Raw genomic sequence first — 6,753 nt, 5'->3', positions numbered from 1 at the left:
CGCAGGCTGCGATCTTTTGATGTTGCTTTTAAAGGGCAAGATCAAAAGATCGCAGCCTGCGGCAGCTCCTACAGATGAAGGATTACTTCATCTCTACGATGACTTCTTCGTTCCACGCCTGTGGCAGGGCTTTGGAAGTTTTTTCCCACGCATCGGCGTCTTTGATCGGCGTGACCTTTTTGTACTGCTCGTTCGGCAGCAGCTTGGCTTTCACGTCTTCCGGCAGTTGCAGGTGCTCGGCGCGGATTGGGCGGGCGTTGCCGCGGGCGAGGTTGGTCTGGCCGGCGTCGCTGAAGATGTATTCGCGGGTCAGCTTGGCGGCGTTAGGGTTTTTCGCGTACTTGTTGATGATCGTGGTGTAACCGGAAATCACCGAACCGTCGGACGGGATCAGCACCACGTAGTCATCCGGGTTGGCCATCTTGGCTTTGTAGCTCAAGCCGTTGAAGTCCCAAACCACGCCGACCTCGATTTCGCCTTTTTCCATGGTGGCGATGGTCGGGTTGGCCATCGACAGGCGACCCTGCTTGGCGATGTCTGCAAACAACAGCAGGGCTGGCTTGATGTTTTTCTCGTCGCCACCATTAGCCAGTGCCGCAGCAAGAACGCCGTTGGCAGCTTGTGCGGCGGTGCTCACGTCACCGATGGAAACCTTGTATTTGCCGCCCTTGAGGTCAGCCCATTTGGTCGGCACTTCGGAACCGTGCAGCAGCTTCTTGTTGACGATGAAGGCAATGGTGCCGGTGTAGGCCAGTGCCCAGTTGCCGTCCTTGTCCTTGGCCCAGTCCGGGACTTGATCCCAGGTGCTTGGCTTGTACGGTTGCACCACGCCTTGTTTGACCGCGATCGGGCCGAAAGCGGCACCGACGTCGCCGATGTCGGCGGTGGCGTTGTCTTTTTCGGCGGCGAACTTGGCGATTTCCTGAGCCGAGCTCATGTCGGTGTCGATGTGTTTCAGGCCGTAGGTCTTGGCCAGGTCTTCCCAGGTGCCTTTCCAGTTGGCCCAGTCATCCGGCATGCCGACGCTGTTGACGGCGCCTTCCGCTTTCGCAGCGGCTTCGAGGGTTTTCAGATCGGTGCCGGCCGCCATGGCGGAGGTGCACATTGCAATGGTCGAGCCTAACAGTGTTGCCAGGAAAAGCTGTTTCATTCCGAAGCTCCTTGGTCGTGTTCAACGCTGCGATTGCGGTGTGGTTGGTCTAGGTCAGCAATACCTGAGCCAATTTAGGCGGGCTGGATGACACTTTGATGTCGGTGGCCCGGTGGCAGGTCTTTTTTGCGCCCGGTATCGGCGGTTGCCAGATAAGCGTAGACCATGCTCGAGCCCCGGCAGGCAAGGGACTTGGCCGATGTATTGCAAGTCGTGAGAATGACCGTTCGGTAGTTTTGTCATCTCTCGGTCATCTGCACTGCCTAGGCTTGCAACACACGGAAATGGTTCGTTTGCCGTGAGTTTTTGCCCTGAAACAGTGCTGGTCTAGTCCAGATAGGTAACGTTGATGCGCGATGAGGCAACAAAAGCGGTGACAGCGATTGGCCAGGTGCTGCAGGAACAGCTCGATCACGGTCTGCTGGCGGCCGGCAGCAAGTTGCCGGCCGAACGCAAGCTCAGTGAGTTGTTCGGCACGACGCGGATTACCGTGCGTGAGGCGTTGTTGCAACTGGAGGCGCAGGGGCAGATTTATCGCGAGGAGCGGCGCGGCTGGTTCGTGTCACCGCCGCGCTTGGCGTACAACTTGATGCAGCGAAGTCACTTTCACGCGATGGTCAGTGCGCAGGGGCGGGTGCCGTCGACCGAGGTGATTTCGGCGCGGTTGCAGCCGGCATCGGCGGCGGTGTGTGCGTGGTTGCAGTTGCCAGCGTTGTCGAGCGTGATTCAGATTTGCCGGTCGCGACGCATTGATGGGCGCTTGGTGTTGTATGTGGAGCACTATTTGAATCCGCAGTTTTTTCCGGGGATTCTTGAGTTTGATTTGAATCAGTCGATTACCGAGTTGTATGCGCGGCATTACGATTTGCACTATGGGCGGGTGCGCTTTGAGATTGTGCCTACGTCGTTGTCGGTGGATGCGGCGGCGGCTTTAAGGGTGTCGGTGGGGAGCCCGGGGTTGCGGATTGCTCGGGTTAATTATGATCAGCATGAGCGGTTGATTGATTGTGATCTGGAGTTTTGGCGGCATGATGCGATTCATGTTGGGGTTGATGTTGTTTGAGCTTTGACCGCCTTGGCCTTGGCGGCCTGTGGGCCGACCAGGTTCTTGGGGTTTTGGGTGTATATCCGTCTCTGCGGGTGTCGCCGCTGGCGGTTTCGCTCTTACAGCGAGTCACTTTTGCAGACGCCCAAAAGTAACCAAAACGCTGGGCCCCGGCGTTCGGCCCGCTCGCTGGGGCTCGGGGTTCCTTCGCTCCGGGATTGATCCGGGCGCATCGCCTCCGGTTTGCTTCGCTGCACCTCCTCTCGATGTGTTCGACTTCGTCGAACGGTCGCTGCGCTCCCACACCCGGATCAGTCCCTCCACTCAGCCTGCCGAAGGGGCCGGTACGGCAAGATCAAAAGCGGTACTCGAGCTTGCGCTCATTGTTTTGAGTGGGGCGGCTTTGCCGCGTGGGGTGTTCGCAATTCGAAACTGTGGGAGCCAGCCCTGCTGGCGATGGCGGCCTGACAGCCAACCTGTTTCTTGCGGATGTACTCAATCCCTTGTAGGAGTGAGCCTGCTCGCGATGGCGGCCTGACAGCCGACCAATTTCTAACAGGCTGCACACCGCCCAAATGTGGGAGCGAGCTTGCTCGCGAAGACGCCCCCACATTCACCTAATCCCTATTTGCCTGCCCCCGCATTGGCATACAAATAATCCGTCGCCAACGAAGCCAATGTCCTCACGCCGACCACCAACGCCGACTCATCCACAAAGAACCCCGGGTTGTGATTCGGCGCGGCTTTGCTCATGTCCTGGTCTCTTGGCGTCACGCCGAGAAACACAAACAACCCGGGCACTTCCTTGGCGAAAAATGAGAAGTCTTCCGCGCCGCCCACCAGCGGTGCATTGACTACGTCGTCCTTGGCGGCCCACTTCAACGTCGGCAGCATTTTTTCCGTGAGTGCCGGGTTGTTAATGGTCGGGTCGTATTTTTCGATGATGGTGACGTCGGCTTTCGCACCGCCGCTTTCGGCGATTTTTTCGATGGTCTGGCGGACGTCGGTGTGCAGTTTCTGGCGGATGACGTAGTCGTAGGAGCGGATGGTGCCAGTCATGTCGACGGATTCGGGAATGATGTTGTAGCGCGTGCCGCCGTTGATGGTGCCGATGCTGACCACTGAGGGATAAGAGGAGATGTCGGTGCGGCGGCTGACCACGGTTTGCAGGCCGACGATGGTTTGTGCGCCGACGGTGATCGGGTCGATGCCGTCCCATGGGCGGCCGGCGTGGGTTTGTTTGCCGAGGATTTTGATGCGCAGGTCATCGGAGCTGGCCAGCGTTGGCCCGGGCCGGTAGGCGATCTGGCCGGCGGGGACGCCGGCCCAGACGTGCAGGCCGAAAACGGCGTCGGGTTTCGGTGATTTCATCACGCCTTCCTCGACCATCATTTTCGCGCCCCAGGTGTTTTTGCCGTCGGGGATGAAGTCGCTTGGACCTTCTTCGGCGGGCTGGAAATAGAACACCACGGTGCCGGGCAAGGTGTCGCGCATGCCGGTGAGAATTTTCGCCGTGCTGAGCAGGATCGCGGTGTGGGCGTCGTGGCCGCAGGCGTGCATGACGTCGACTTCTTTGTCGAGGTAGGTGCCTTTGGCTTTCGAGGCGAACGGCAGGTCGGCGACTTCTTTGACCGGCAGCGCATCCATGTCGGCGCGCAGGGCCACGGTCGGGCCGGGCAGGGCGCCTTTGAGCACGGCAACCACGCCAGTGCGGGCGACGCCGGTTTTCACTTCCAGGCCCATGGCCCTGAGCTGTTTGGCGACCAGTTCGGCGGTGCGTTTTTCAGTGTTGCCGAGTTCGGGGTGGGCGTGGATGTCGCGGCGGGTTTCCAGCAGTTGTGGCTCAAGCTTCTGTGCTTGTTCGGCGATTTCAGCGCGGGTGCTGTCCATCGTCGCGGCGCCGGCGTGGCTGGCGAACAGTGTGAGCAGAACGGCTTGGGCAATGCGCGTCAGTTGCATCGGGTTCTCCTTGATTGTTGTTGTTCGGGCTTCCCTGCCTGTGACTGCAACCGCGCGCCTGAGTGCTATTCCTTCGGTTGACCACCGCCGGCGGTGATCACTTGCACGCTCATACGCGGCGTTGCCAGATCGAGTCCGGCCTCGTCGAGGTGGCGTTTTAGCGACAGGTTGAACGCTCGGGAAACTTCCCACTGTTTGATCGGCGCCGTCTTGAACCGAGCGCGCAGGATCGCGCTGCCGGATTCGAAACTCTCGACACCCTGAATCTCCAGCGGCGACCAGATGTTGCGGCGCTGCAATGGATCGGTGCGCATTTTTTGCCCGACTTCGCGCATCAGTTTGATCGCGTCGTCGATCTCCATGTTGTACGGCACCGCCACACGGAAGATCGCGTAGCCGAATTCGCGGGAGTAGTTCTTGATGCTTTTGATTTCGCTGAACGGGATCGTGTGGACGATGCCGTCGATGTCGCGCAGGCGCACGGTGCGGATGGTCAGGCCTTCGACGGTGCCGAGGTGGCCGCCGACGTCGACGTAGTCATCGATGGCCAGCGAGTCCTCGATGATGATGAACAGACCGGTGATCAAGTCCGCGACCAGCGACTGCGCACCAAAACCGATGGCCAGACCGATGACACCGGCACCGGCCAGCAGTGGCGTAACGTTCATGCCCATGTTCGCCAGTGCGACGATCAGCGCGATGATGAAGATCGTCACGAACAATACGTTGCGGATCAGCGGCATCATCGTTTGTGCACGGGCGTTGGCCAGGCCTTTGCGCGAGCGGGTGAGGGCGTGGTGCACGGCGGTGTCGGCAAGAATCCAGATCAGCCAGGCGAAGATCAGCGTGCTGGCGAGGCTGAACAATTTGACGCTGACGTCATGCCCGTCACCTTCTGCGAAGGTGATCAGCGACTTGCCCCATACCCGCAGGCCCAACTCGATGAACGCCAGCCAGACCAGCATGTGGGCGAGGGTGTAGAAAAAGTTTTTCAGGCGGTCCGAATACAGCGCATGCCGTTTGGCGCCACGCTGTGGTTTCAGGGAGTGACGTCGCACGAGGCCGTTGATGACCATGCACAACACCAGCAATACGGTGCAGATCAGCGATTGGCGCAACGCCGTGCTGGTGTCGCCGGCGGAGACGAAGGTGGCGAACAGCGAGATCGCGACCAGCACCAGCGCGGGCACGTACCAGAAGGTGCCGAGGATATCGATGGTGTCGCTCAGGGCGCGGCGGGTCAGGCGGCGTGACAGCGGTTGGTTGCGGATCAGGTGCGCGATCGGTCGGCGGAAACGCAGGATGAACAACCCGGTCGACAGCGCCGCGAGGACATTGGCGACAGTCGCGGCGGTGTGTGCCAGATGCACGCCGAGGCTTTCCACCAGTTTCGGGTCGCTCAGCGCTTCACCGAACGCGGCGAAACTGCCGATCAGCCAGAGTGGCCGGAAGGCTTGATGGCGCAGGATATACAGCGCGCGATGGCGATGCGGGCCATCGAGCAGAGAGAAGGCAATCACGCAGATCGCCGAGAAACAGGTGCCGACCACCAAGGCATAGGCGAGCACCATGGCCAGGCTTTTGCCCAGCGACGACGGTAGCGCGTAGCTCATATAAACGGTCATCACCAAGGCGATCAGCCAAGGGCCGAGTTTGCGCAGGGCGAAGCGCAGCATGTCGAGGGCTTTGGGGTGTTGCGGCAGTTCCTCTGTGAGGCCGAAGCGCATGCGCATGCGATGGCCAAGCCAGATCAGTGCGGCGGCAAGCAGGCTCCACACGGCGAGGATCATGGCAAAACCGAAGATGATCGGCAGCCATTCGTTGGCCGGCAACATCATGCCGCTCAGTTCTTCCTTGGCCAGATCGAACTCGTTGCCCCAGCGGTTGAGCGGGCTGTCGGCGCCGGTGAATTGTTTTTCGAAATTGGCGAGGGTGCCGCCGATAAGGCCGAGTACGCCTTCTTCGGGTGAGGCTTGAGCTTTCTTCGTGGCGTCGCGCAGTTTCTTCAGGTCGGTCAGCAACTGTGCGCGTTGCTTGTCGTTTTCCAGCGACTTGATGACTTCGTCCAGCGACTGGCCGAGCGGTTCCTGGGCTTCGGGCTGGGCTTTGTTGGTGTTGAGCAGGCCGGGCAGGCCAACCGCCTGAGCAGGCGCCAGCGGCAGCAGCGTCATCAGGCAGACAAGGAACAGACTGGGTAAAGCAAAAAGACGAGCAAGCACTAGGCGGTCAACCTCGCAATGGGCGGATCGAACGAGTGTACGAGCCCGCCTGTAGCAATGCGAGCCGCTGGGTGGTTATTCGTTGAGTTTGGCGAGGATCTTGTAGACCACAGTGGCGAGGATCATCAGCATGCCGATCCACATGGCGAACACACCGGCGTTCTTGTCACGAAAGTTGAAGCCGATGGCCAGCAGGATCATTCCGCTCAGGATCGGAATGAGCATGGCGTGGAACGAAGACATCGAGATCATGGAGACTGCCTTGTCGAAATGAATGATGTAAGTCTAGGTCGGTTTCTGCCGACCGGTATTGATCTGAGTAGGAGCTGCCGCAGGCTGCGATCTTTTGATCTTAAAAACAGGATCAAAAGATCGCAGCC

Annotated in this window: 5 protein-coding genes; 1 reads left to right on the top strand and 4 read right to left on the bottom strand. The window is 59.7% G+C overall.

Annotated elements, in window-relative coordinates:
- Positions 1 to 82: 82 nt before the first annotated feature.
- Complete coding sequence (locus tag EJA71_RS01765) at positions 83 to 1,150, bottom strand: ABC transporter substrate-binding protein (RefSeq protein ID WP_093441622.1); 1,068 nt, start codon at positions 1,148 to 1,150, stop codon at positions 83 to 85.
- A gap of 349 nt (positions 1,151 to 1,499) precedes the next feature.
- On the opposite strand from EJA71_RS01765, the gene EJA71_RS01760 reads away from it, so the two are divergent.
- Positions 1,500 to 2,213 (top strand): UTRA domain-containing protein, encoded by a 714-nt coding sequence (locus EJA71_RS01760; protein ID WP_064121017.1) that lies wholly within the window; start codon positions 1,500 to 1,502, stop codon positions 2,211 to 2,213.
- A gap of 606 nt (positions 2,214 to 2,819) precedes the next feature.
- Here EJA71_RS01760 and EJA71_RS01755 read toward each other — a convergent pair.
- The 3 genes from EJA71_RS01755 to EJA71_RS27320 all read right to left on the bottom strand — a co-directional run bounded on the left by EJA71_RS01755 (position 2,820) and on the right by EJA71_RS27320 (position 6,625).
- Positions 2,820 to 4,154 (bottom strand): amidohydrolase, encoded by a 1,335-nt coding sequence (locus EJA71_RS01755; protein ID WP_158953788.1) that lies wholly within the window; start codon positions 4,152 to 4,154, stop codon positions 2,820 to 2,822.
- Positions 4,155 to 4,219: 65 nt separating this feature from the next.
- The gene (locus EJA71_RS01750) at positions 4,220 to 6,373 is read right to left on the bottom strand and encodes a mechanosensitive ion channel family protein (protein ID WP_158953786.1); all 2,154 of its coding nucleotides are present in this window, start codon (positions 6,371 to 6,373) and stop codon (positions 4,220 to 4,222) included.
- Positions 6,374 to 6,448: 75 nt separating this feature from the next.
- On the bottom strand, positions 6,449 to 6,625 hold the full coding sequence (locus EJA71_RS27320; protein WP_016773747.1) for a hypothetical protein: 177 nt from the start codon (positions 6,623 to 6,625) through the stop codon (positions 6,449 to 6,451).
- Between the last annotated feature and the right edge of the window lie 128 nt (positions 6,626 to 6,753).

It is taken from the genome of Pseudomonas sp. PB106, from assembly GCF_009764645.1.
GTDB lineage: Bacteria > Pseudomonadota > Gammaproteobacteria > Pseudomonadales > Pseudomonadaceae > Aquipseudomonas.
Note: the sequence above shows the minus strand (reverse complement) of the source record. Positions and strands in the feature narration are given on the sequence as shown.